Source organism: Brevundimonas sp. GW821-FHT10A07 (genome assembly GCF_059415785.1).
On the sequence record NZ_JBWKNX010000006.1, the window covers coordinates 32,810 to 56,469 of the forward strand.

At 66.7% G+C, this 23,660-nt stretch carries 23 protein-coding genes and 1 tRNA gene; 13 read left to right on the forward strand and 11 right to left on the reverse strand.

The features are described from left to right. Positions 1-3: 3 nt before the first annotated feature. Positions 4-1,092, forward strand: coding sequence for an ABC transporter ATP-binding protein (locus AC07NC_RS06360; RefSeq protein WP_494568970.1), 1,089 nt, complete (start codon positions 4-6; stop codon positions 1,090-1,092). On the opposite strand, the gene AC07NC_RS06365 is transcribed toward AC07NC_RS06360, so the two are convergent. Then, positions 1,089-1,445: a phage holin family protein gene (locus tag AC07NC_RS06365; RefSeq protein WP_008260563.1), complete on the reverse strand. Its 357-nt coding sequence runs from the start codon at positions 1,443-1,445 to the stop codon at positions 1,089-1,091. The two genes, AC07NC_RS06360 and AC07NC_RS06365, sit on opposite strands and share 4 nt — an antisense overlap. 122 nt (positions 1,446-1,567) lie before the next feature. On the opposite strand from AC07NC_RS06365, the gene AC07NC_RS06370 reads away from it, so the two are divergent. From AC07NC_RS06370 to AC07NC_RS06385, 4 genes are all read left to right on the forward strand, one after another. Next, positions 1,568-2,005: an HIT family protein gene (locus AC07NC_RS06370; RefSeq protein WP_494568971.1), complete on the forward strand. Its 438-nt coding sequence runs from the start codon at positions 1,568-1,570 to the stop codon at positions 2,003-2,005. 68 nt (positions 2,006-2,073) lie between these two features. After that, positions 2,074-2,149, forward strand: a tRNA-Thr gene (locus AC07NC_RS06375). 293 nt (positions 2,150-2,442) lie between these two features. Continuing rightward, positions 2,443-3,141: a cytochrome c oxidase assembly protein gene (locus tag AC07NC_RS06380; RefSeq protein WP_292147548.1), complete on the forward strand. Its 699-nt coding sequence runs from the start codon at positions 2,443-2,445 to the stop codon at positions 3,139-3,141. Continuing rightward, on the forward strand, positions 3,138-3,650 hold the full coding sequence (locus AC07NC_RS06385; RefSeq protein WP_494568972.1) for a CopD family protein: 513 nt from the start codon (positions 3,138-3,140) through the stop codon (positions 3,648-3,650). The genes AC07NC_RS06380 and AC07NC_RS06385 overlap by 4 nt, the downstream gene beginning before the upstream one ends. Here AC07NC_RS06385 and AC07NC_RS06390 read toward each other — a convergent pair. After that, complete coding sequence (locus AC07NC_RS06390; protein ID WP_287927109.1) at positions 3,620-4,132, reverse strand: DUF2231 domain-containing protein; 513 nt, start codon at positions 4,130-4,132, stop codon at positions 3,620-3,622. The two genes, AC07NC_RS06385 and AC07NC_RS06390, sit on opposite strands and share 31 nt — an antisense overlap. Before the next feature lie 21 nt (positions 4,133-4,153). On the opposite strand from AC07NC_RS06390, the gene AC07NC_RS06395 reads away from it, so the two are divergent. Genes AC07NC_RS06395 through AC07NC_RS06405 form a run of 3 tightly spaced genes read left to right on the forward strand, consistent with a single transcriptional unit; the run spans position 4,154 to position 7,616 of the window. Further along, positions 4,154-4,816, forward strand: coding sequence for a cytochrome c oxidase subunit II (locus tag AC07NC_RS06395; RefSeq protein WP_494568973.1), 663 nt, complete (start codon positions 4,154-4,156; stop codon positions 4,814-4,816). Continuing rightward, the gene (ctaD, locus tag AC07NC_RS06400; protein WP_494568974.1) at positions 4,813-7,296 is read left to right on the forward strand and encodes a cytochrome c oxidase subunit I; all 2,484 of its coding nucleotides are present in this window, start codon (positions 4,813-4,815) and stop codon (positions 7,294-7,296) included. The genes AC07NC_RS06395 and ctaD overlap by 4 nt, the downstream gene beginning before the upstream one ends. Next, on the forward strand, positions 7,293-7,616 hold the full coding sequence (locus AC07NC_RS06405; protein WP_494568975.1) for a hypothetical protein: 324 nt from the start codon (positions 7,293-7,295) through the stop codon (positions 7,614-7,616). Before ctaD ends, AC07NC_RS06405 begins: the two co-directional genes overlap by 4 nt. Before the next feature lie 70 nt (positions 7,617-7,686). Here AC07NC_RS06405 and AC07NC_RS06410 read toward each other — a convergent pair whose 3' ends face one another. From AC07NC_RS06410 to AC07NC_RS06450, 9 genes are all read right to left on the reverse strand, one after another. Next, positions 7,687-9,057 (reverse strand): purple acid phosphatase family protein, encoded by a 1,371-nt coding sequence (locus AC07NC_RS06410; protein ID WP_494568976.1) that lies wholly within the window; start codon positions 9,055-9,057, stop codon positions 7,687-7,689. Positions 9,058-9,068: 11 nt separating this feature from the next. After that, entirely contained in the window at positions 9,069-12,218 is a 3,150-nt protein-coding gene (locus tag AC07NC_RS06415; RefSeq protein ID WP_494568977.1) for a TonB-dependent receptor, read from the reverse strand. 97 nt (positions 12,219-12,315) lie between these two features. Beyond that, positions 12,316-13,290 carry a FecR family protein gene (locus AC07NC_RS06420; protein ID WP_494568978.1) on the reverse strand — a complete coding sequence of 325 codons (975 nt, stop codon included), beginning with the start codon at positions 13,288-13,290 and terminating at the stop codon, positions 12,316-12,318. Then, entirely contained in the window at positions 13,280-13,786 is a 507-nt protein-coding gene (locus tag AC07NC_RS06425; protein WP_164952572.1) for an RNA polymerase sigma factor, read from the reverse strand. Before AC07NC_RS06425 ends, AC07NC_RS06420 begins: the two co-directional genes overlap by 11 nt. 180 nt (positions 13,787-13,966) lie before the next feature. Continuing rightward, complete coding sequence (locus tag AC07NC_RS06430) at positions 13,967-14,353, reverse strand: hypothetical protein (RefSeq protein ID WP_494568979.1); 387 nt, start codon at positions 14,351-14,353, stop codon at positions 13,967-13,969. A gap of 55 nt (positions 14,354-14,408) precedes the next feature. After that, on the reverse strand, positions 14,409-14,843 hold the full coding sequence (locus AC07NC_RS06435; protein ID WP_494568980.1) for a hypothetical protein: 435 nt from the start codon (positions 14,841-14,843) through the stop codon (positions 14,409-14,411). Beyond that, entirely contained in the window at positions 14,843-15,187 is a 345-nt protein-coding gene (locus AC07NC_RS06440) for a hypothetical protein (protein WP_494568981.1), read from the reverse strand. The genes AC07NC_RS06435 and AC07NC_RS06440 overlap by 1 nt, the downstream gene beginning before the upstream one ends. 14 nt (positions 15,188-15,201) lie before the next feature. Beyond that, a complete protein-coding gene (locus tag AC07NC_RS06445; protein ID WP_008259390.1) occupies positions 15,202-15,645 on the reverse strand; it encodes a response regulator transcription factor in 444 nt (147 codons plus the stop codon). Positions 15,646-15,703: 58 nt separating this feature from the next. Then, entirely contained in the window at positions 15,704-16,123 is a 420-nt protein-coding gene (locus AC07NC_RS06450; RefSeq protein WP_008261975.1) for a helix-turn-helix domain-containing protein, read from the reverse strand. 255 nt (positions 16,124-16,378) lie between these two features. Between AC07NC_RS06450 and AC07NC_RS06455 the strand changes: the two genes are divergently transcribed. The 5 genes from AC07NC_RS06455 to AC07NC_RS06475 all read left to right on the forward strand — a co-directional run bounded on the left by AC07NC_RS06455 (position 16,379) and on the right by AC07NC_RS06475 (position 23,657). Further along, entirely contained in the window at positions 16,379-17,413 is a 1,035-nt protein-coding gene (locus tag AC07NC_RS06455; protein ID WP_494568982.1) for an SMP-30/gluconolactonase/LRE family protein, read from the forward strand. Positions 17,414-17,471: 58 nt separating this feature from the next. After that, complete coding sequence (locus tag AC07NC_RS06460) at positions 17,472-18,725, forward strand: TetR/AcrR family transcriptional regulator (RefSeq protein ID WP_494568983.1); 1,254 nt, start codon at positions 17,472-17,474, stop codon at positions 18,723-18,725. 274 nt (positions 18,726-18,999) lie between these two features. Then, on the forward strand, positions 19,000-21,204 hold the full coding sequence (locus AC07NC_RS06465) for a TonB-dependent receptor (RefSeq protein WP_494568984.1): 2,205 nt from the start codon (positions 19,000-19,002) through the stop codon (positions 21,202-21,204). A gap of 68 nt (positions 21,205-21,272) precedes the next feature. Next, positions 21,273-22,859 (forward strand): alkaline phosphatase D family protein, encoded by a 1,587-nt coding sequence (locus AC07NC_RS06470; protein WP_494568985.1) that lies wholly within the window; start codon positions 21,273-21,275, stop codon positions 22,857-22,859. Positions 22,860-22,889: 30 nt separating this feature from the next. Further along, positions 22,890-23,657 (forward strand): acid phosphatase, encoded by a 768-nt coding sequence (locus tag AC07NC_RS06475; RefSeq protein WP_494568986.1) that lies wholly within the window; start codon positions 22,890-22,892, stop codon positions 23,655-23,657. Positions 23,658-23,660 lie beyond the last annotated feature (3 nt).

Below are 23,660 nucleotides of genomic sequence, written 5' to 3' on the forward strand. Positions count from 1 at the left end.
AGCATGGCGAACGTCCGTCTGGTCGACGTGAAGAAGGCGTTCGGCGCCGTCGAGGTGCTGAAGGGCGTCGATCTAGAGATCGCCGACGGCGAGTTCGTGGTCTTCGTCGGCCCGTCCGGCTGCGGCAAGTCCACCCTGTTGCGCACCATCGCCGGGCTGGAAGAGGCGACGACGGGCCAGGTCTCCATCGGCGACCGGGTGGTCAACGACCTGTCGCCGTCCGACCGGGGCATCGCCATGGTGTTTCAGTCCTACGCCCTGTATCCGCACATGACGGCCTATGAAAACATGGCCTTCGGGCTGAAACTGGCCAAGACGGACAGAGCCGAGATCGATCGCCGCGTACGCGCCGCCGCCGAAGCCCTGAGCATCACCGACTATCTGGACCGCAAGCCCAAGGCCATGTCCGGCGGACAGCGCCAGCGCGTCGCCATCGGCCGCGCCATCGTGCGCGAACCCGACGTCTTCCTGTTCGACGAGCCGCTGTCGAACCTGGACGCCGCCCTGCGGGTGCGGATGCGCTACGAGTTCGCACGCCTGCACGCCGAGCTGAAGACGACGATGATCTATGTGACCCACGACCAGGTCGAGGCCATGACCCTGGCCGACCGGATCGTGGTGCTGAACGGCGGCCGGATCGAACAGGTCGGGGCGCCGATGGACCTGTACCAGCGCCCGGCCAATCTGTTCGTCGCCGGCTTCATCGGCAGTCCGCGCATGAACCTGCTGGCGGGCGAGGTGGTCGCCGCCTCGGCCGCCGGGGCCACGGTGCGGACGACGGCAGGCGAGACGATCCGCGTGGCGGTGGACGCCGCCTCGGCCAAGGCCGGCGACCGCATCACCCTGGGCGTCCGGCCCGAACATCTGAGCCTGTCGGCCGAGGGCGACGTGCTGACCGCCGAGGTCCTGTTCGTCGAGCCCCTGGGGGCGACGACCATGGCCCATCTGAAACATCCGGCGTCGCAGGACACCCTGACGGTCCAGCTGGCGGGCGGGGCTCCGGCCAGGGTCGGCGAATCGCTGACCCTGCACGTCCCCGCCGACCAGGCCCATCTGTTCGACGCGGAAGGTCGCGCCTTTTCCCGACTTTAGCCGCGCTTTTCGTCACCGCCGATGAAGGCGCCGGCGATCCAGCTGACCACGCCGGTGACGATGGCCGCCCCGATTCCCGCCCACAGGCCGTCCACGGCGAAGCCGTTCAGGAACAGGGCGGTCAAGCCGATCATCGCCGCGTTCACGATCAGCAGGAACAGACCCAGGGTGACGACCGTGATCGGGAAGGTCAGCACCACCATGATCGGCCGCACGATCGCGTTGACCAGGCCCAGAATGATCGCCGCCGCGATCAGCGAGCCGTTATTGGTGAAGTCGACGCCCGGCACGATCTGGGCCGACAGCCACAGGCCGGCCATGGTGACGACGGCCTGGATGATGAAACGGATCATGTTGTCCTCAATGATGTGGAAGCGTCACCATAACGCGGCATGCCGGCAAAGGCTCCCCCTCGCCCGCCCCGGCTGCTAATCAAGGCGCTGATCCAGACCGCGACACGATACGGAGACCGGCCATGAGCCTTCACGGCGAATACGACCCCGACAACATCTTCGCCAAGATCCTGCGCGGCGAGATCCCCTCGGTGAAGGTGTGGGAGGACGACCACGTCCTGGCCTTCATGGACGTGTTTCCCCAGTCGGAAGGCCATGTCCTGATCATCGCCAAACAGTCCCAGGCGCGGAACCTGCTGGAGGTCGAGCCGGACATCCTGGCCCGGCTGACGGCCGCCCTGCAACGCACGGCCATGGCGGTCGAAAGGGCGCTGAAGCCCGACGGGATCGCCGTGATGCAGTTCAACGGCGACGCCGGCGGCCAGACCGTCTTCCACCTGCATTTCCATATCATCCCCCGCTGGGCCGACCGGCCGATGAAGGGACATGGCCACGCGCCCATGGCCGAAGCCGCCGCCTTGAGGCCCCTGGCCGACCGGATCGCCGCAGAACTGGCCTGAGCGTGGCGGATCCGTCTTGCACAGGCGTGAATCCGTCCGCATAAGGCCAGCCAGTCCTCAAGACCGGGGCCGGTTTAGCTCAGTTGGTAGAGCGCCAGTTTTGTAAACTGGATGTCGCGGGTTCGATTCCTGCAACCGGCACCATCTCTTCACGACTTGGCCCTGCAGTTTTGCAGGTGGCGCCTTGAGGGCGCAGCGGATCACAGACCGATATCGAACGGGTGCGCTTTCACGGCGTTTCAGTCGGGAAGGCACGGGCGACCACGCGGTATGGTTTTGACCATAGCCGAGCCCTGAAGGGTGGCGAGACGCCGATCGCGCCGAAACACTGAGGTCGGAACATCCTTGTCCGATACGGCTTAGGTATCTGACGGCCGCGAAGACAAGCCGGGGCCACGGACGCAAGATACTCATCAATCGGCAGGGAAACGCCCTGAATGCACGCCACTTACTGCGGTCCTGCGCCGCTTCCCGGCGAACTCGCCACGAGCTGGAATCTGGACCCGATTCTTCTCGCCGCGCTGTTCGCGCTGGGCGTGGGCCTGCGGCGCGACCGGGCCGGACTGGCCGGCGTGGCGGTGTTGGCGATCGCCTTCGTCTCTCCGCTCTGCGCCCTGTCGGCGGCCCTGTTTTCAGCGCGGGTCGTGCACCACGTCCTGCTCATCGCCGTCGCCGCACCGCTTCTGGCCTTGGCGGTCCCGGCGCGACGGCCGGGGGGAATCGTGATTCCCTTCGTGGTCTCGACCGCCGTCCTCTGGATCTGGCACATTCCCGCAGCCTATGACGCCGCCCTGACCAACATCCCAGTCTATTGGGTGATGCAGATCTCGCTGCTCGGCAGCGCGGTGCTGTTCTGGCGGGCGGTCCTGGCCGGGGACGGCGCACCCGTGGATCGCCTCGGGTTTGTGATCGCCGCCTTCGCCCAGATGGGGCTGCTCGGCGCCCTGCTGACCTTCGCCCCGACGTCCCTCTACGCGGCGCACAGCTTCGCGCCCCTGGCCTGGGGCATGACCCCGCTTGAGGATCAGGCCCTGGGAGGGCTGATCATGTGGGCGCCGGCGGGGATACCCTACGCGATCGCAACCATCTGGATCGCGCGCCAAGGCTGGTCGCGACTGAAGGCGACGCGCGCATGATCGACTGGCTGATACCCGCCGTTCCGCTGTTCAAGGCGGCCCATATCGTCGCCCTGGTGATCTGGTGCGGAGGGCTGCTGGCCCTGCCGCTGATGTTGACGCGCCATGACCCGAACATCTCGATTGAAGACTATCGCGTCGTCCGGAACGCCTCGCACCTGACCTATACGATGTGCGTCACGCCGGCGGCCGTCATCGCCGTGATCGCCGGCACCTGGCTGATCTTCCTGCGCGAGGTCTATGTGCCGTGGCTGTTCGCCAAACTGGCGTTCGTCGCGATGCTGGTGATGGCCCATGGCTGGATCGGCCACACCCTCGCGCGGATCGGCGAAGACCCTGACGAACACACCCCGCCCCGGGCCTATATCCCGATCGCCCTGGTTCTCTTGCCGATGTTGATGATCCTCACCCTAGTGTTGGCCAAGCCGACGCTGGCCTGGGTCGTCCTGCCGGACTGGCTGACGGAACCCCGGAGCGGTCAGCTCTTGTTCGACACGCCCAGTCGATAGTCGAAGACGAGTTTGCCGCCATGCCAGCCCGTTACCGCCACCACCCCGACACACAGGGCCGAGAGCAGGATGCCGTAAGGCAACACGGCCGCCTCATATCCATAGAGACGATGTCCCCAGTTCGCCCCGAGCAGCGCCAGCAGGGTCACCGCGATGATGAAATGGGTCCAGGCCGGAGCCCGCGCCCGGATGCCCGACACCATCAGAAGTTCAGCCGTGCCGGAAACGCCCGCCAACATGCCGAACAGAAAACCCGTGCCGGCGGACCACAGGGCGGCCCGGGCCCAGAAGCCGTCGCCCGTCCACCAGTACAGGGCGTCCGCGCCCAGGGTGCAGAAGGTCAGGGCCACGGGGAAGGCGACGCTCATCGCATGAATCGGGTGACCGAACACCGCGACGCGCGACTCGGTCGCGGAAAATCCGGGCGCGGCCGCAATCGGGTCGATCAGGGCCTCGGCTTCCTCTTCGATCTTGTCCGTCATTTCCCGTCCCTGCCGCGTCCCATGGTGGTTCTGACAACGGCGCTGGCGCTGGCGGGTTGCGAGGGGGCCCTGTCGACCGTCGATCCGGCCGGCCCCGCCGCCCGCACCATCGCCCAGATCTGGTGGGTGATGCTGATGGGGGCCGTCGCCATCTTCGCCCTCGTGATGGCCCTGGTCGCGCTGGCGTTCCGGGCGCGCGGCCCCGTTGACGAGACGCGGCACGAGCGCCTGTGGGTGATCAAGCTGGGCATAGCCTTTCCGGTCGTCGTGCTGCTGGCCCTTCTCGCCTATGGGCTGGCGGCGGGGGAGCGATTGCTGCCCAGGCAGGGCGCGGATGTCGTCCGCGTCGGCGCCGAGGCCCGCCGGTCCGCCTGGGCCTTCAGCTACGCCGATGTTGCGGGGCTGAGGACCGACCATGTGCTGCACATTCCCGCCGGGCGGCCCGTCGATGTCGCGATCACATCCACGGACGTGATCCACAGCTTCTGGGCGCCGCGCCTGGCCGGCAAGATCGACGCCATTCCCGGCCATGTGAACATCCTGCGCATCGAGGCCGACGCCCCCGGCGTCTATGCCGGCCGAAGCGCCGAGTTCAGCGGCGTCGGCTACGACGATTTCGCCTTCACCGTGGTCGCCCACGCCCCCGCCTCCTGGGAGCGCTTCGTCCGAAGCGGCACGCCATGAACACGCTCCAGCGCCATCGCCGCCTGACCGAAATCTGGTCGTCCGAGCCCGGTGCTCGCGGCCTGTTCTCGACCGTCAACCACACTGACCTCGGCCGGATGTTCCTGGCCGTGTCCTTCTTCTTCTTCCTGGTCGGCGGCGTGCTCGCCATGCTGATCCGGGCCCAGCTGGCGACGCCCCATTCGGCCTTCGCCGGGCCGGAGATCTACAACCAGATCTTCACCATGCACGGGACCATCATGATGTTCCTGTTCGCCATCCCGACGTTCGAGGGGCTGGCCATGTATCTGCTGCCCAAGATGCTGGGCACGCGGGATCTCGCCTTTCCCCGCCTCTCCGCCTACGGCTTCTGGTGCTATGTCTTCGGCGGGACGATGCTGCTGGTGTCGATGGTGCTAGGCATCGCGCCGGACGGCGGGTGGTTCATGTATCCCCCGCTGACCGGGCCGATCTACTCGCCGGGCATCAACACGGATTTCTGGCTGATCGGCATCACCTTCGTCGAGATTTCGGCCATTGCGGCGGCGGTCGAGATCACCGTCTCGATCCTCAAATACCGCGCCCCCGGCATGTCGCTGGACAAGATGCCGATCTTCGCCTGGTACGCCCTGGTCACCGCCCTGATGATCCTGACCGGCTTTCCGCCGCTGATCCTGGGCTCGATCCTGCTGGAACTGGAACGGGCGTTCGGACTGCCCTTCTTCCAGGCCGAGTTCGGCGGCGACAGCCTGTTGTGGCAGCACCTGTTCTGGCTGTTCGGTCACCCGGAGGTCTACATCATCTTCCTGCCGGCGGCGGGGGTGATCTCGACCATCCTGCCGGTCATGTGCCGCACGACCCTGCTGGGCTACGGCTGGATCGTGGCCTCGGCCACGGGACTGGCCTTCCTGTCTTTCGGCATCTGGGTCCACCACATGTTCACGACGGGAATCCCGCACATGGGGCTGGCCTTCTTCTCGGCCGCCTCGACCCTGGTGGCGGTGCCGACGGGGGTCCAGCTGTTCGCCTGGATCGGCACCATGTGGAAGGGCAGGCCCAGTCTGCGCATGCCGATGCTGCACCTGCTCGGCTTCTTCTTCACCTTCGTGATCGGAGGGCTGACCGGGGTCATGGTCGCTGTGGTTCCCTTCGACTGGCAGGCGCACGACACCGCCTTCATCACCGCCCACCTCCACTACGTCCTGTTCGGCGGCTTCGTCTTTCCGATCCTGGCCGGACTCTACTACTGGATGCCGCACGTCAGCGGCCGTGCGCGATTCTTCCGGCTGGGCGAGCTGGCCTTCGCCCTCGTCTTCATCGGCTTCCATGTCACCTTCCTGGCCATGCACTGGGTCGGTCTGCTGGGCCAGCGGCGGCGGATCTCGACCTATCTGCCGGAGGACGGCTGGACGACCGTCAACCTGATCTCGTCGATCGGCAGTTTCGTGCTGGCCATCGGCATCGCCATGGTGATCGTCGATCTGGTGCTCCACGCCTTCACCGCGCGACGCAGCCGTCGCGACCCCTGGCAGGCCGGAACCCTGGAGTGGGCGATGATGACGCCGCCGCCGGCGTATAATTTCGCCAGCCTGCCCCATGTCGACAGCCGCCAGCCGCTCGCCGACGATCCAGAGCTGACGCTCCGCCTTGCACGCGGTGAAGGCTATCTCTCGGAACCCGAACAGGGGTGGCGCGAAAGCCTGACGGTCGAGGTTGCGACCGGCAAGCCGGACTTTCACATCATCTACCCGACCAACACCCGCCTGCCGATCCTGATGGCGGCGGTCACCGGGGTGTTCTTCGTCTCCCTGTTGCTGAAGTTCTACTGGACGGTTCCGCTGGCGGTGGTCGGGGTGACGATCCTGGCGTGGCGCTGGGCCTGGTCGCTGGGACGCACGACCGATCTGCCCCCTCGGTCGATCGGTCGCGGCCTGACGCTGCCCAACGCCACCCAGGTCAGCCGTTCGCCCAGCTGGTGGGGGTCGGCCCTCCTGCTGACGGCCAATGCGACCTTCTTCGGCTCGCTGCTGTTCGGCTTCGCCTTCCTGTGGACGGTCGCCCCGTCCTGGCCGCCGCCCGCCTGGTTGACGTCGTCGGCGCCGGAGCTGGCGCTGGGCGTCATCGGGGCCGGGCTTGGCGTGATGGCGATCCGACGCGCCGCGCGGGCCAATCGAAAGGGCCAGGACGCCCGGCCTTGGCTGGGCCTGACCTTCGTCGCCGCCCTGGGGGTTGCGGCGGCGGCGGGCGGGGTGGTCCTGCGGGCCCCGACGCCCGGCGACCACGCCTATGGAGCGACGCTCCTGGTGCTCGGATCCTACGCCTTGTTTCACGCCGTCCTGGCGGCCCTGATGGCCGCCTTCCTCACCGCCCGCGTCGTCAGGGGCTTCACCTCGCCCAGCCGTCAGGCCGAATTCCCGGTGGTGGCCCTTTGGGTCGACTACATGGCCGGCGCCTCGACGCTGATCCTCGTCGTCGCCCATCTTCCGGGATTGCTGGCGTGAAGGATATCCTGCGCATCCTGGTCGCCCCTTTGGTCTGGCTGGCCAGCTTCAGCGCGGTGTACGGCCTGCACGGGCTGATCTGCGGACACGGGATCGGCGGTTCGGTCTTCGGCCTGGTCTCCGTCCCGCGCCTGCTGATGGGGGGCGCCTATGGGCTGGCGGTGCTGCTGCAGGTGGGTCTGATCCTGGCCCTTCACGCCCCGCGCTTCAGTTCGCCCTCGCCGTTCGTGCGCTTCGTCAGCCGCGCCACAGCCTGGGTGGGACTGATCGCGGCGGTCTGGACGCTGTTGCCGACGGTGGTCACGACCTACTGCCTTTGACGAGCCGACAGCGAGCGATGATCACGTCTGCAGAACGTCAACCTTTAGATCGTCGCATCGCCCAGCCGGATCAGTCCCCCCGCTCTTCCCCCTCCAGCGTTTCCACCCTGGCGACCCCGTCCTCGCCCTTCGTCAGGCGGAAGGCGTCCAGTTCGCGGCCTGTCGCGGTGAAGGCGCGATAGACCACCGCGTCTTGCGACACATTCAGCGTCTGGAAGGTCTGGGTCCGCGCGGCCGTCCGGTCGGCCCAGGTCAGATCCGCCATCGGATACATCTTCGGCCCGGCGACCGAGACCACATAGGTCGAGCCCTGGTCCGACCTGTGGCCAGGGCCGGCGTTGGTCATGGCCCCCTCGCCTATGGCGCCGCGCGCATAGCCGTGGTCGTGGGCCTGAAGCACCAGGTCCACTCCGTACTTGTCGATCAGCGGCTTCAGCGCATCGCGGACGCGGCTGTTGTCCCGGTCGGGGTCGATCGAGAACAGCGGGAAGTGCAGGAACAGCACTGTCCAGCGGTTCGGATTGTCGGCCAGGACCTGATCCAGCCATCGCACCATTTCGGCCCGCATGGCCTCGTCGCCATGGAAAAGCGGGGCGTCGATCGAGATCAGGCGCAGACCCTGATAATCGACGGTCCAGGCGGTTTCCTTCAGACGTTCTGCGCCCGCCGGCCCGGTCTCCGGCAGGGTGAACTGCCGGCGCCATTGGGGGTTCAGGATCGGGCCGCGGCCGTATTCGTGATTGCCCGGCGTCGGCATCTGCGGCGTCTGGGCGTACAGGAATCCGCCCGAGGCGAACCATTCGCCCCACTCGTTGTCGCTGTCGTGCCGGTTGATCAGGTCGCCGGCGTGGATGACGAAGGCCGCGTCACCGGCCTTGCGGAACCCCATCCTCAGGGTGCGGGACGCCTCGCTGAGGATATTGTTCTGCATGTCCCCGAAATACAGGAAGGTGAAGGGCTCGGGCGTCGCGGCCGCCGTCCTGAACTGCAGCCACTCGGACCAAGCCCCACCCGAACCGACCCGGTAGACATAGACGGTCGCCGGCTTCAGCCCCTTCATTACGGCCGAATGATAGGCGGCGCGGAAGTCCGCCGCCTCGCGCACCGCCAGGACCGCGTCGTCGGTGGTCGCGGCCACGCGAACGGCGGAGGCGATGAAGTCCGGCCCGTCCTGGGCCTCGGCGAACTCCACCTGACCGTCCAGGCCCGGCGCGGTGCGCCAGGTGACGGCCATCTGATGCGCCGGATCAGCGGTCAGGTTCAGAATGATCCGCTCCGGCTGCACCGTCGCTGGCGCTATCGGGCGTTCGGACGCCTGGACCGGCGCCGGTTCGGGGCGATCCGGACGCTGCGTCTGGGCCTGTGCCTGGCACTGGGCGCCGGTGGAGACGCCCAGGGCCGCGACAGCGGCCCCGAGCATGAGGGTGCGAACAAACATCATTTTCGTCACCCTCAGAAGACGTAGGTCAGGCCGAGCGAGATCGACCGCCCGTTCTTGATATAGGCCCGGCTGGACCCCGTGCTCGAACCGGCGGTGTACCAGTAGGTGTGGTTGTCGAAGAGGTTCTGCACCTGCAGTGAGGCGGTGGCGCCGCCCCACAGCTTGCGCCGCACGTTCAGGTCCACGAACTCATAGTCCTGTTCGTAGGGATTATTGCCGAAGTCCTGAATTCCCTCCAGGAATTCCGACTGGTAGCTGTAGGCGGCATAGGCTTCCCATCCGCTGTACTGCCAGAACAGCTGTACATTGGCGATGGCCTCGGGCGTCTCCATCAGCGGCAGGGTGTAACCCGCCGGGTGCCAGGAAATCCCGGTCTCGGCTTCCGAATGCTGCAGCGTCAGGTTCACACTGGCGCCCAGGCCCGACAGGGCGCCCGGCAACCAGTAGAAGATCTGCTGGGCGCTCATCTCGACGCCGTAAACCTCGGCCCATTTGCCGTTGTTGGGCATGGAGATGGTGACGCCGTCCGGCCCGATGTTCGCCCCCGCCGTGCCGTCGCGGATGTTGCTGGAGGCCGAGCGGAACAGGAAGTTCTCGATATCCTTGTAGAACAGGCCCAGCGAATAGGCGCCGGTGTCGCCGTTGTAGCGCTCGATCGACAGATCGTAGTTGATCGCCTTCATCGGCTTCAGATCCGGGTTGCCCTGTTCGATGCCGATCAGCACCCAGTCCGAGGTGGGGTTCTCCTCGCCGTCGCCGTCCGGATCGATGTCGTAGCTGTATTCCCGGGCCGAGGTCATGCGCGCGATGTCGGGCCGGGCGAAGCTGGTCCAGATCGCCGCGCGGACCTTGGTGTTGCGATCCAGCGCATAGTTCAGATGGATCGACGGCAGGACATTGACGAAGTCGCTCTTGTCCGTGGTGAATCGCTCACCCTGAACCTCGTCCAGCACATAGGCCGAGATGTGGTCGCGGGTGCTCTCGACCCGCAGGCCGCCGATGATCTGGGCGTCGCCGAAGCGGGCCGTGGCCATCAGATAGCCGGCGAGAATGTCTTCCTTGAACTCGAAACTGTCTTCTCCGCTGAGCTTGGCGCTGGAGGGATCGGTGGCGAAGCCTTCGAAGAAGCTGCTGTCGCCGTTCATCGCCCGCTGAAGCTCGGCCAACATGGCCTGATTGTCGATGATCACGCCCAGACGATAGAGGCCCGTATATTCGCCGTCGAACAGGTCGGTGACCTCCTTGCCGTAGAAGGCCGAGAAGTCCGCCAGGGTCCCCTCCGCGTCCAGATCAAGGAACTCGCCGCTATAGGTCGCGCGTTTGGAGGAATAGAATTTCGCGCCGCCCTTTACCGAGTCCAGCCAGGGCGAAACGGGCCGCCATTCGGCGTTGAACTGGCCCTGCCACAGATCCTCCTGCGCCCCGCCGACCTCCCCGGACAGGCCCGCATACTTGTATTGCGCCGGGTCCTGCACCGCCGCCATGCCGGCGTCGTTCAGCACCCATTTGGGGAAGCGGCTGTCGCCGAAGTTGACGATGTCGACGCCCTCGTTGCCCAGCCAGCCGTATTTGTCGCTGCGGAACTCCATCTCGTAACTGTCGTCTATATTGTCTTCGGACTTGGCGTAGGACAGATCGTAATCCACCTTCACATCGCCGTAGCGGCTGACGCCGCCCAGGTTCAGCGACATCAGCGAGCCGGTCTCGCGCGAACCTTCCCAGAAGCGACGCAGGCGGAAGCCCTGCGGATCCCAGGTCCCCGAGGCGCCGTTCAGCGTGTAGTAGGATTTGGTCGATCGATCCGCGTCGGTGATGACGCCGTCGCCGTCCCGGTCAACGATCTGGGCTGTGGTATAGGAGTAGATATTGCCCTTGGCGCCCGAACCTATGATGGCGTCGTCCGGACTGGCCAGGTCGGTGGCGGTCTTGTCCACCTGGGTCAGTCGCGTCGAGTTTTTCGACGTGTCGTTGCGGAAGTTCAGACGGTTGTCGAACTCGTCCTGGGTGTATTCATTGAACTGGCCGCGAAAGTGAAAGTCGTGGTGATCGCCGCGATAGTCGAGACTGGCGTTCAACCCCTTGCGCTCGACCTCGGTCTCGCCGAACGCCAGGTTCATGCCGCGCAGAACGAAAGTACTGGTATCCCAGCCCAGGCTCTCGCTGTCTTCGTACCAGACCGGAGGCTGGTTATCGCCATCGACGCCGTTCTGTTCGAACTGGGACTTGCGTCGCGACCAGCTGGCGGTGACGAACACGCCCCAGTGGTCGTTGAACTGGCGGCCGAAGGAGCCGGAGACTTCGCCCGAGGTCTTGTCGTCGAACTTGTCCAGCAGACCGGCCGAGGCCGACAGGACGCCGTAGGTCGGCTTGTGGTCGAAGGCAGTAGGGGTGCGGATGTCGATGGAGCCGCCCAGGGCGTCGCCGTCGCGGTCCGGCGTCAGGCTCTTGACCACGGTGATGGAGTCGATGCCTTCCGGCGGCAGAAAGCTGAGCCGCACGCCGCGATAAAAGCTGTCGTCCGGCGAACCGGTGCCGCCGATGCGGACGCCGTTCATGGTGTAGTTGTTCAGCTCGGTCGACAGGCCGCGGATCGTGATCCGGTCGCCCTCACCGGTGGTGTGGTTGCGCACGGCGTTCACGCCGGGCAGGCGCGACAGGGACTCGGCCACATTGTTGGCCGGCAGGTCGCCCATGTCGTCGGCGCTGATGACGTCGGATATGAAGTCGGCGTCGCGCTTGGCGTCCAGCGAGCGGCGCATGCCGGCGGCGTAGCCGACCACCAGGACCTCCTCCAGCACCGTCGCATCCGGGGTGGGCATGGACGCCTCGGCCGTCTGGCGCACCAGGGTCAGAACGCCGCGAACCTCGCGCGCCTCGACGCCGGAGCCCGCGATCATCCGGCGAAGCGCCTCACGGGGAGTCATGGAGCCGGAAACGGCCTGAGCCCGCAGCCCGCGCGTCAGTTCAGGGTCGAAGACAATCTGCAGGCCGGTCTGACGCGACAAGGTCTGGATCGCACGCCCCAGGTCCTGCGCCGGGATATTGAAAGTGGCGCGCGCCTCGGCGCTGCTGGCGGCCTGCCAGGCCTGGGCCGGGGCGGCGGCGGATGTCAGGACGGCGACGGCGGCCGCCGCAAGGAGGCCAGTCTTGTAAATACGCATATGATAGATCCCCCGCGGCCGAACCTGACCGCTATTGGGGAAGACGACCGACTTCGCAGTCCTGACACCCGTCGTGAAAACTTGCCCTATCCGTCACCTAAACGTCAGACAGCAGATAGTGACCGGCGTCTTTTCGGATCAGTCTGAGCCCATGAAGCCGGGCGATCGCGGCCAAGGCGTTCTCGGGATTTTCGTAAGAGAAGCGGCCGCTGACGAGCGCGCGGCCAAGTTGCGGATCAGAGAGCGAGACCTCCACCCCCGTGGTCCGCTTCAGATCGTCGATCACGCTGATCAGGGTCGTCTCGTCCAGTTCCAGCCAGCCCTTGGTCCAGGATGGAAGGTCCGTCTCGGCCTCGGCTTGTCGCAGACGAGCGCGTTGAACATCGGCCTTCAGCACCCGGACGCGCTCTCCGGCTCGGATTCTCACGACGTCCCCCTTGTTCGGCGCCACATCGACGGCGCCTTCGAACACCACGACCTCGACCATCGGGCCGTCGGGGGTCTCGAGCGTGTCCACGTTGAACCGAGTGCCGACGGCGGTGATCCGCACCCCTTCGGCTTCCACCGTAAAGGGGCGGCCGGCGTCATGGGCGACTTCGAAGAAGCCTTCGCCGTCCAGTCGCAGTCTCCGTTCCGTGTCGCCCAGCAGGACACGGACCTTGCTTGCGCCATTCAGCCGGACCGCCGAGCCATCCGCCAGGGCCACGGCTTGCGGAACCCCGCGACGACCGACGATCATCTCTCCCCGAAGGGAAGAGGTCGCGACGAACAGGGCCGCGCAGGCGACACAGGCGGCCAGGCCCGCCGGCGCCCAGATCTTCACCCAGGCCGGCGTCGAGGCGAACAGGCCCGGCTTCGCCGTCCGGTGAGCGGCTCGCCGCGCCGCCCACAGGACGGCCGGATCGGCGACCAGAGCCTCATGCTGCTCCAGCAGGCGCTGTCGATCGGGCCGCCCCGCCAGCCAGGCGTTCAGCGCGGCCTGCCGCGCCGGGGTCCAGCCGTCTCCCTGCTTTTCATCCGCCCAAAGGGCCGCCGCCCGGTCGTCACGAGCGTCAAAGGTTTCAGTCGACATGACGCCCCTCCGCCGTCTTGCGAAGCGTCTGAGCGGCGCGACTATAGTGTTTCTGAACCGCCTCGACCGACATGTTCAATTCGCCGGCGATATGTTCATAGGATTCCTCGCCGGCGCGGCGTCTCACGAACACCTCGCGGCGCACGGCGGGCATGGCGTCCAGGGCTTTCTGACACAGACGCAGCCGTTGGTTCATGTCCAGCGCTTCCAAGGGAGACGCCGCGCCGTCCGCTTGGTGGTCCGTCTCGCCGAAATCGTCAAAAGGCGTGGTTTCCGATCGGCGCGCGCGATCGATCAGAATATTGCGGGCGGCCCGCATCGCGTAGGACAGCGGATCCGTGATCAGCGCCACCCGCGCACGGGAAAGCACACGCAGAATAGCCTCCTGCGCGACGTCTTCCGCATCGGCGCTCGACGCCAGTCTCCGTCGCACATAGGCGAGAAGCGCACGATTGTGCGTCACAAGCGCCTGCCCCACTTCGTGCTCGTGACTCACTGGGCGGCCCCTTACCGAAGGGGCCGACATAGAAGCGGCGCGTAACGGAAATTCGACATCTTGATGTCGGTTTGACTTCGCATCCGCGAATGACGGGCGCCGTCGAGCCTGGCCTGGCGCCCCAACGCAGGCTCTGCCCGCGCCGGGAACCAAGCCTCGGCTTCGACGGTGCGCGACGGTTCAAGGCCTGGGGGCGGCCTCCCTGTCTGCGGCGGACGCGGTATATCGTATCTGTGAGGGACGCGGCGATGTCGAAGCCATCCCCTCCGCCGTCATGCCGCGCGACATCATCCACGCCTGGATGCGGTTCAATGTGGCGAACGTCTGAGGCGTGAGCCCCTCGCCTGTATTAATCACCTCGAGCAGCCAGGCGGCTTCCCGTTCGGACGTGGGCGTGCAGGCGAGCAACTGGCTCTCGCATCGCTCAAGCCGCATCTCAAAATCGCGCTCGGCCGCGCAGCAGGCTTCGTAGGATGCAAATTCATCGGGCAGGAAGCCGTCGAACCGGCGAAGGATGTCCCATTCGGCGAACAGGTCGGCGAAGGTCGGCATGTGGCTCTCGGCCATGGGGGAATCTCCTCGCCGTCAGCCCCTGGGCGACGGCGAAATCAACAAGAGTGAGTTAGGCCGGCGCGCCAGGCAGCAATCGATACCGGCGCACCAGATGAGCTTCATAGGCGCCGGCCAGAAGCACGATCAGCAAGGCGATCCAGGTCGCAAGCCTGACCGTGACGGCCGTCCAGTTATAGATGAAGGCGGGGCCTAGGGCGGCGAAATGGGTCAGGACGACGGCGACCTGAAGACCAGCGGCGAACAGAAGCCACCAGCGGTCCGCCCGCAACGCCAGGCCGATCAGGCCGATCAGGCCGATCGCGCAGGCGAGATCCACCAGGGCGACGCCCCAGCGGACATCGCCGAGCATCAGATGCTGCGCCAATGGGCTGAGCACCATGTCCGCCAGCAGAAGCACGGCGGCCCAGCGGTCGGCGCGACCGCCCCAGACGACAGGGGCGGCCAGGGCGACCAGACTGATGATCAGCAGCCCCGCCTGGAGCATCAGGCGTCCAGCGCCAGCGCCAGCGCCGTCGCTCCGCCGGCGGGCTGATCCTTGCCCTCCAGCGGTCCGCCGGCTGTGACGATTATGCCGAGCGTGCGGGCGATGCGCGCCAGTCGATCGTGACTGGCCACGAGCCGGGACCGCCCCTCGACAAGCGCCCCGGCCGCGGCCTGGACGTCGACCAGGGCCTGGTGGCCCGCCTGGGCGGCGAACCGGGCGCCGGCGCGGTGGCGCGTCATGTCGTGGGTCAGAAGGCTGATTTCGGCGAGCGCCTGATCGAGCGCCTGTTCAGCGGTCTGAAGTCGTCTGGCGATTAAGTTGGCGAAGTCGGTCTTGTGATTCATGGCGAGGATCCCGGCTAAGAGGGCCGCCATGCGTCGAGCGTCGAGAAGATCGTCATCACCAAAGACGTCAGACCGCCCAGTACGAGCAGCCAGAGCGCCGTCGCGCCGACGATGACGCCCAGACGGATGAGCCGGTTCGCCGGAGGCGGTCGCCAGAAGCGCGCCGCCCAGGGCCGGTCATCGATCGGGTTCCCCACGCCCGGCGAGACGGCCGGACGCAGTCGTTCTGGCAGCCGCTCGGCCAGTTCGGCATCGGTCATTCCGGCGCCTGGGTATTGAATGCCCAGCGCCTGGGCCGCCGCCCTCCGGTGACTGGTGCCGAGTTTGGCGTTGGCGCTTTGCAGATAGTTCGCCACGGTGCTGGGCGTGATGCCCAGCACGTCTGCAATCTCCTGATTTGACAGTCTCAGGCCGGCCAGTTGCACGCATTCGATCTCGCGCCGCGTCAGTCGCCCCATCGCCTAGCGTCCGATCCGCGAAAGGGCTCGCCGTCCGCAACGGACAGCGAGCCGAAGTCTAGACATCGATTTCCGCGCCGGTCTCTGCAGAAACCCGGGCCAGTTGCTGGATCAGGTCCAGAACGAGCTTCTGGTTTCGCACCGACAGCTCGGGCGCCCGCCGGGCGATCTCGGCCGTCTGTTTCGTGGGTGCGCCGCCCATGCGCGCCTCGGGTCCATCGGGCAAACCCAGACCCTCAAAGAAGTAGTTCAGATCCACGTTCAGGAATTCCGCGATCTCCCACAGACGCGAGGCGGCGATCCGATTGCTCCCGCGCTCGTACTTCTGGATCTGCTGGAAGGTGACCCCGGCCGCCTGGGCCAGTTGAGCCTGACTGTAGCGCAACGCCTGGCGGCGTTCGGCGACACGCCGGCCCACGTGCAGGTCTACGGGATTGAGGTTATCGCCTTGGGGCGTCTTGATCGCGACTTTTGCCATGGCGAAAGCTAGCCTTGGTCCGACCCGAGTCGTCAAGCCGCCTGACGGCCTCGCCGACGTTTGCCGCTGATATGGAAGGCGCCGACAGCCATCGCTTCGATGATGCGACAGGATGATGGCTTGTCGCGACAGGAAAAAGCTCCAGTACTTGCGCTCAGCCCGCAACGCGTCGGCCGTTCAGATTGAAACAAGCCCGATGATCATGAAGCCTGCGCGCCGCGCCGTCTCGCCCTGAAACCATACCAACCCTTCCCCTTGTCCCGGAGTTTCGCCCTGACCCTCTCTCGTCGTCTCGTTCTCGCTGGAAGCCTCGCGGGAAGCTTCGTCGGCGCCGGTTGCGCCACGGCCCGCGCCCCCGCCTCCGCCGCCCCCGTGATCCGTCACGATCCCGCGCTGGACCGCCTGATCGCCCCGGACGCCCGGCTGGAGACGCTCGCGTCGGGCTTCACCTGGTCCGAAGGCCCGGTATGGATCGCTGACGGCGGCTATCTGCTGTTCAGCGACGTGCCCGAGAACCGGATTCATCGCTGGTCCGAGAAGGACGGCGTCTCGGTCTTCATGGAGCCGTCGGGCTATGACGGGCCGGACGCGTCTGTCTTTCGAGAGCCAGGGTCGAACGGTCTGATCGCCGGCCCCCGCGGTTCGATCCTGATGGCCGATCATGGCGCCCGCGCCATTGCGCGCGTCGATCTGGCGACCCGCGCCAAGACCCTGCTGGCGACCCGCTATGGCGACGCCCGCTTCAGTTCGCCCAACGACCTGGTCCAGGCGTCCAACGGCGCGATCTTCTTCACCGATCCGCCCTATGGACTGAAGGACATGGACCGGTCGCCGCTGAAGGAGACGGCGTACAACGGCGTCTATCGGCTGGACCCCGACGGCGTCGTGACCCTGTTGGACGACAGTCTCAGCTTCCCCAACGGGATCGGCCTGTCGCCGGATCAGCGGGCCCTCTATGTGGCGGTCTCCGATCCCGAACGCCCGTTATTGCTGGCCTATGATCTGAGCCGAACCGGGCCGGCGATGAAGCCGCGCGTGCTGATGGACTTCTCCGATCAGGTCGGGCCGTCCAATCCTGGCCTGCCGGATGGTATGGCCGTCGATCGCGCGGGCCATCTGTTCGCCACAGGTCCCGGCGGAGTACATGTGCTGACGCCCGAGGGGCGCAGCCTGGGCCGTATCGACACCGGCGGGGCTGCGGCGAACTGCACCTTCGGCGAAGACGGCCGGAGCCTGTTCATCACGGCCGGAGACCGGCTTCTGCGCCTGCGGACCTTGACCCTGGGCTGAGGGTCTGACGACCTCCATAGGGTCTCGACATCGCGGCTTCGCCAGACCATTGACGCCTATGCTTCAGCGACAAGCCTCACCCAGATCGACCGACGCGCAGCGGATCATCGAGGCGGCCATCGACCTAGTGATCGCTCAGGGTTTCCGCAAACTGACCCTGCGCGACCTGGCCCAGGCCGTCGGCAAGAGCACGACCGTCATCGTCAACCTGTTCGGCGCCAAGTCCGGCCTGGTCCTGGCGGTCGGCGAACATGCGCTGGAGGCGGACGCCGTTTTTCATCAGCGCTTCTTCGGCGCCGTGGCTGGTCTGCCGGCGAGCCGCGACACCCTGCTCGCCCTTGTCCTGCGCTATCTGAGGCTCCGCGCCGCAGCCGAAGCCGGCTTTGTTCGGGTCTGGGAGGCCCTGCTGCTGGACACGGACCTGGGCGAGGCGCGCCATGACCTGATGCGACGCTGGGAGGCGATGCGCGAGGCGGCCTGGCGGACCTATCTGGCGACCGTCCCCGGCGCCGCCGATTTCGCGGCGCCCCTGACCGCCTGTCTCGTCACCGAACAATTCTACGCCGGCGCCCTTCTGGGCCGCACCGACTATGAGGTCATCAGCGCCGAGGGCCTGGGCGCCCTGGTCGACCGAGCCCTGGGCCGAGACGACGGCCCCGCCCCGGCCACCTTCTGGTATCGCGAACACCTGGTTCTGCCCCAGGCGCCGGCTGCGGGACTGGAGGTCGATTCGATGCGGCTCAAACTGCTCGACATCGCGGCGGACCAGATCCTGGCCGGCGGCGTGGCCGGCGTGACCAATCGCTCGGTCAGCCTGGTGGCCGGCACCTCCACATCCACCATCGCCTATCATTGGCCGGACATGCGTCGCTTCGTCGTGGATGCGGTGTGGCACAGCGTGTTCCGCGACCTGCCCCATTATCTGGCGAGGCGGCGTCCCGACATGGACCCTTCCGCGGCTACGCTCGAGACCTGGGAAAGGCTTATGACGCCAACCGTCTCGATCGATCCTCAGGCCGAGGGATTCTACACCCGATACGCCCGCCTGATCGCCAGCATCTGCCTGGAGGCCCGCCGCGATCCGCCGCTTCAGGACCTCGCCATGGTCCTGCGCGGACCGGAGGGCGGCGGCACCTTCTACAACAGCGCCGGGGTCTGGCCGGCGCGTTTCGACCTGACCCGACTGGCCGCCACCCGGTTCGCGCTCTGGATCAAGGGCCAGGCCCTGGTCGCCTCGGCGACGGGGATTCCGCTGTCGGGCGCGACGCTCAAGACCGCCGCGACCCAGCTTGTGGCGCAGCAAGAGGCATAGAACGGGCGTTACTTCCAGCCTCAGGTTGCCAGGGCGCTGCCTGACAGAAAGTCTTCCTACAAGCGTCATAAAAGCTTAGCAGGGCGCGCCTAATGCCGAACCGTTGTCGAACAGTTGTTTTTCTGCGGGACGCCAGCGGCTCCAGCCTTCCTCCCCATCGCCAGGGGCCGCTCCCGTCAAATCGCCGAACCGAACAGCTGTTCGACAGCATCATCAACAGATCGGCCCGTGCGGCAGGGGGTGCCTGCGCGCGCCGCCCGCAATGGATCGTGCAATGCATCGTCTGCTCCTCGGCGTCTCGAGCGCCGCACTCGCCCTGGCCGCGGCCCTGCCCGCCGCCGCCCAATCTTCCTCGGCTCCGTCGGCGACGGTCGAGGACATCGTCGTCACCGCCCAGCGTCGGGCCCAGGGCAGCCAGGACGTCGGCGCCTCGCTAAGCGTCGTCAACGGCCAGGACCTGGACGAAAAGAACATCACGGTCGTCAACGACCTCGAAAACGTAGTCCCCAACCTCGAAGTGGACAGCCAGTTCGGCGGCGGTCAGCCGCAGTTCCGTATCCGGGGCGTCGGCGCACGCGAATATTCCAGCAATAACGCCTCTACCGTCGGCATCTATGTGGATGAGGTCGCGCACCCTTATACGATCACCACCCAAGGCGCGCTGTTCGACGTCGCCCGCCTCGAAGTCCTTCGTGGCCCGCAAGGCACGCTCTACGGCAGCAACACCACGGGCGGCGCCGTCAACATCATCACCAACGCTCCCACCGTTGACCGCACGGGCGGCTTCACCGCTGAATACGGCTCCTACGACCGCTACAAGCTGGACGGCTACGCCTCGGGCCAGATCGCCGAGGGCCTGCTGGGCCGCCTGGCCTTCGTCACCGAACAGGGCGGGGCCTGGCAGTACAACCGCGACACCGGCCAGAAGCTGGGCGATCTCGACAAGACGGCAGTGCGTGGGCGCCTGACCTGGGACGCCACCGACGACGTCACCGTCGATCTCAGCGCCACCTATCAGGTCGACAAGTCCGACGGCCTCGGCTTCCGCCTCTTGGGCGACTACACGACTGCGGGCGGGGTCACCATTCCGGCCGACACCGCCTGGCGGATCACGGGCTGGTCCCTGTCGCCGCAACTGGCCGCCATCTCCGGACGCAGCGTCGGCGACAAGCCCGGCCGCGACAATGAGGGCCTGGACCTGAGCGCCAAGGTCGTCGCCGACCTCGGCTGGGCGGACCTGACCTCGATCACGGCCTACCAGTCCTTCACCCGCTCGGAATACAATGACTGGGACGGCACCAGCGCGCGCGAGTCCGACGTCTATTTCTACAACGACATCAAGGCGGCCTCTCAGGAACTGCGCCTCGCGTCGAACGATGACGGCCGTTTGAAGTGGATGACGGGCGTTCACTATTCGAACGAAAGCAACGACGGCGGCTTCTATACGGAGTTTCGTGGCATCACCGCCCTCATCCACACGCCCTACAAGCAGGACGTGGAATCGATCGGCGTCTTCACCAACAACAGCTTCCAGGCGACGGATCGCCTGAACCTGATCCTGGGTCTGCGTTACGAATACGAAGAGCGCAGCCTGACCAGCCCCGGCACCTACCGCCTCAGCGCGACGCCGGGCGCGGACGTCACCTATTCCACCGACATGTCCGAAGTGACCGGCCGGCTGGGGCTTGAGTACGCGCTCAGCGACAACTCGCTCTTCTATGCGAACGTCGCGCGCGGCGTGAAGTCCGGCGGTTTCACCACCTACAACGCCACCTCCGCCACCCCCTTCGCCCCCGAAGAACTGATCGCCTATGAGTCAGGCGTCAAATCCGACTTCTTCGGTCATTCGATGAGGCTGAACGGCGCGGCCTTCTACTACGATTACAAGAACCAGCAGGTGCAGACAGTCCTGTACGACCGTGTCTCCGGCCGGGTCGGCAAGATCGACAACGTGCCCAAGTCGCACATCTACGGCGCCGAGCTGGAGTTTGAGTGGACCCCGATCATCGGGCTCAGCATCAGCCAGAACATCAGCTACAAGCACGGCGAGTATGACGAGTACAACTCGGTCGACACGACGGCCACGGCTGCGGCCAACCCGACCAACGGCCCGTGGGACGTGATCATCTACACGGACCGCGCGGGCGAAAAACTGCCTTTCCCGAAGATGAACTACGGCGGCTCCATCGCCTATGACTGGCAGATGGCCGGTTTGGATCTGCGCGCCGAGACCAACTACAACTACCGCGATGATCTGTATTCGACGAGCTCGTCGTCGATCATTCCAGCCTACTGGCTGTGGAACGCCAACTTCACCGGCGGCCCCGCGAACGCCAACTGGCGGGTCGGCCTGTCGGTGCGCAACCTCTTCAACACCTATTACGAAGAGACGCGCAACGGCTTCAACGGATCGGCACGCCCGACCACTTCGCCGCAACCGGGCCGCACGGTCGCCGTCCGTCTGTCGATGGACTTCTAAGACCAGGACAGGGCGGATCGGCTTCAGGCCGGTCCGCCCGATCCGTTGCTCCCGTTGGAAAGCCCCCCATGCTGCTGAAGTCCGCCCCCCCGATGAACCGCCGCCTTCTGCTCGGCGGCTTCGTCGCCGCGCCCCTGGTCTTGCGGTTCGGCCGGGCTCAGGCCCAGGCGGGCGGGGCCTATGTCTTCCCGCTGGGCGTCGCCAGCGGCGATCCGGCCCCCGATGGTTTCGTCCTGTGGACGCGGCTGGCGGTCGATCCGGTGGCGCCGGACGGCCTGGGCGGCATGGGCGGCCCGGTCGCCGTGCGTTGGGACGTGGCGGCGGACGAGGCCTTCAACCGCATCGTCGCCTCGGGCGAGGCCGTGGCGGATCGCACCGACGCCCACAGCCTGCACATCGAGGTCGATGGTCTGCGCCCCGACCGCCCCTATTGGTACAGGTTCACCGCCCAGGGTCAGCAGAGCCCCGTCGGCCGCACCCGCACCGCCCCCGCCCCGAACGCCGACGTCGACCGCCTACGTCTGGCCGTCGCCTCCTGCTCGAACTGGGAGTCGGGCTATTTCAGCGCCTATGGCCATATGGCCGACGAGGCGCCGGACCTGACCCTGTTCCTGGGCGACTATATCTACGAATACACCCGCACCGGCGCACAGGCGGCCAATGTGGTGCGGCCCTACGGACTGGAAGAGGCGACGACCCTGGCGGGCTATCGCAACCGGTACGCCCTGCACCGGACGGACGCGGACCTGCAACGACTGCACGCCGTCGCCCCCTGTCTGGCGGTGTGGGACGACCACGAGATTCAGGACGACTATTCCGGCGTCTGGTCCAAGACACCCGGCGTCATGCCCAATGATTTCCTGCTGCGCCGCGCCGCCGGCTACAAGGCCTTCTACGAGGCCATGCCCATTCGCCGCACGCGGCTGGACGCCCGGCTGCAGATGCCGATCTATCGCGGCTTCCGCTATGGCCGGCTGGCCCAGTTCTTCATGCTGGACGGCCGGCAGTACCGCTCGAAACAGGCCTGCGCCGACGGCGTCAACGGCGGCAAGGGCCAGGTGGTCACCGACGCCGCCTGCCCCGACCGGCTGGACCCGGCCCGCACCTTCCTGGGCTTCGAGCAGGAACGCTGGCTGTACGACGGCCTGGCCCGGTCCCAGGCGCGCTGGAACATCCTGGGTCAGGATCTGGTGATGGCGGGGCTGAGGTTCGGGAACGGCGACGCCGAGACCCGCTACTGGACCGACACCTGGGACGGCTATCCCGTCGCCCGCGACCGGATGACCGACGCCCTGGCGACGCTGAAGCCCCGCAATCCGGTGGTGCTGAGCGGCGACTACCACTCGTTCTGGACCAATGACGTCAAGCGGGTCAGCGCCGATCCGTCATCCGCGACGGTGGCGACCGAATTCGTCGGCACCTCGATCTCGTCGTCCGGCCCGCCCTATGACGCCCTGATGGCGAATATGCCGAATAACCCGCAGATCAAATTCTTCGACAGCCGGGTGCGGGGCTATATGTCCATCGACATGGACCGCGACCGGATGAACACCCGTTATCGCGCCATCTCCGACGTGCGCGATCCCAAGGCTACGGTCTCGACCCTGAACAGCTGGGTGGTCGAGGACGGCCGTCCCGGCGCCGTCGCCGCCTGATTTCCCCACAGTCTGATAAGCGTAGTCTAAATGCCCCTTCTTTCCTCGGCCGGTCGCGGCCTGGCGGTCCTGTGTCTGGCCCTGAGCGGCTGCGCCGCGACACCGGACACGGCGCCGGTGTTCTGGACCGGGTTCCAGGATCATCCCCACGGTTATCTGTCCGCTGATGCAGCGCCCAACGCCGCCCGGTTCCTGCCGCCGCCGCCCGCCGCCGGATCCCTGCGTGAACAGGCCGATATCGAGACCTATCGCTCGACCCGCGCTCTCGAGGGCAGTGCGCGCTGGGCCATGGCCCAGGCGGACAATGAGATCGAGACCCCCTCGGCCCCGCGTGTCTTCGCCCCGGCCCTGGGCGTGACCTTCGACCCCGAGCGCGTGCCGACCCTGACCCGTCTGCTGGGCCGGATGCTGGGCGACCTGGAAACGATCCAGACCCCGGTCAAGAAGGGCGCCCGCCGCCCCCGGCCTTTCGTCGCCGAACCGGCGGCCACCTGTATCGCGCCCCAGCCCTGGCTGACGGCCAGCGGCTCCTATCCGTCGGGCCACGCCGCCCTGGGCTGGGCCTGGGCCCTGGTCCTGTCGGAAATGGCGCCGGACAAGGCCGACGAGATCCTGGCGCGCGGCCTGGCCTATGGCGACAGCCGGGTCATCTGCGGCGTCCACTACCCCAGCGACGTCGAGGCCGGCCGGGTCGTCGGCGCCGCCCTGGTGGCCAGCCTGAAGGCCGACCCTGACTTCCAGGCGGATTTCATCCAGGCCCAGCGCGAACTCCAGACCCTGCGCGCCGCCCGGCCCTGATCC